1 protein-coding gene is annotated in these 1,646 nt (G+C 67.1%); it reads left to right on the top strand.

The window, feature by feature from the left end; genetic code table 11:
- Positions 1-309 precede the first annotated feature (309 nt).
- On the top strand, positions 310-1,554 hold the full coding sequence (locus AC0699_RS39690; protein WP_478671583.1) for an IS110 family RNA-guided transposase: 1,245 nt from the start codon (positions 310-312) through the stop codon (positions 1,552-1,554).
- Positions 1,555-1,646: the final 92 nt, after the last annotated feature.

Genomic DNA, 1,646 nt, shown 5'->3' on the forward strand with positions numbered 1-1,646 from the left:
TGCAGGTCAGCGACTCAGCGCACCTTCGGTGCGCGCCGGGGGCGTGGTAAATGCCGTGGCGCGCGCCGAAGGTGCTTCTGTCTGCCCTGACGTGGGGTGATGGCGGTCCGGGACGCTGGTGGGGTTCGTTCCGGCCGAAACCGATGCGTCTGTGATGCCGGTGAGCTCGCAGGTCAGCGTGGTGCTGGGGGCCTTCCACGGGAACCGTGGAGTGTTGCTGTGAGCACGGGCGTCAGAATTCCTGTTTCACCCTGGCCCTCCCGGAACGGCACATACGGCGTGACCGGTTGGTCAGGGAGGGAGCGGGCCGTGGACGTGCTGCATGAACGCTGCGCGGGTTTGGACATCAGCAAGAAGGACGCCAAGGCGTGCGTCCGTACCCCAAGTACGAAACGGCGGGGATCGTTCACCAACCAGACCACGACCTGGGGTGCGACGACGAATGCGGTACTCGCGCTGCGGGACCATCTCATCGCTGCCGAGGTCACCCTCGTGGTGATCGAGGCGACCTCGGACTACTGGAAGCCGTTCTACTACCTGCTGGCCGAAGACCTGAACGTGATCCTCGTCAACGCCCGGCAGGTCAAGAACCTGCCCGGCCGCAAGACGGATGTCTCGGATGCGGCCTGGCTGGCCCAGCTCGGCGCCCACGGCCTGGTGAGAGCCTCATTCGTGCCGCCGCAGCCGGTGCGCGAGCTGCGAGACCTGACCCGGGCCCGCACCCAGATGACCCGCGAGCGCGGGCAGGTCGTGCAGCGGCTGGAGAAGCTACTGGAGGACACCGGGATCAAGCTCGCCGCGGTCGCCTCCGACATCATGGGCGTCTCCGGCCGGGCCATGCTGGAGGCCCTCATCAGCGGCGAACACGATCCACAGTTTCTTGCGGAACTGGCCAAGCGCCGCCTCCGCAACAAGATCCCCGAACTCACCGAGGCGCTGACCGGCCGGTTCCGTGAACACCACGCGTTCTTGGCCAGGCTGTATCTGGACCAGTACGACCAGCTCACCACCATGATCGGACAGCTGGACACGCGGACCGAGGCGGCGATGACCCCCTTTCGCCCCGCCCTCGACCTGCTCGACACCATCCCCGGGATCAACCGGGCCATCGCCGAGGTGGTCATCGCGGAGACCGGCGGCGACATGAGCCGCTTCGCGACGGCCAAACACCTGGCCTCCTGGGCCGGGGTCTGCCCCGGCCACCACGAGTCCGCCGGCCGCACCAAGAACGCCAAGGTCCGCCCCGGCAACCCCTATCTCAAAGGCGCCCTCGGACTCGCGGCATTCGGCGCGGCAAGAACCAAAGACACCTACCTGCAGGCCCGTTACAAACGACTGACCGCCCGCCGCGGCCCGCTCAAGGCACTGGTTGCCGTCGAGCACTCGATCATCACCGCGATCTGGCACATGCTCACCGACAACGTCGCCTACCACGAGCTCGGCGGCACCTACTTCGCCCAACGCGACCCCGAACGCGCCACCCGACGCGCGATCAACGCACTCAACCAGCTCGGCTACACCGTGACCCTCAACCCGATGGAAGGCGCAGCCTGACCGGCCCGGACCCGGACAACCGACGGCTCAACGACCGCCGGGCACTCAATCCTGCCCACACCCAGCCTGACCTGCTGCTATTTACGCGTCAG

This window comes from Streptomyces sp. NPDC043870 (assembly GCF_056435785.1).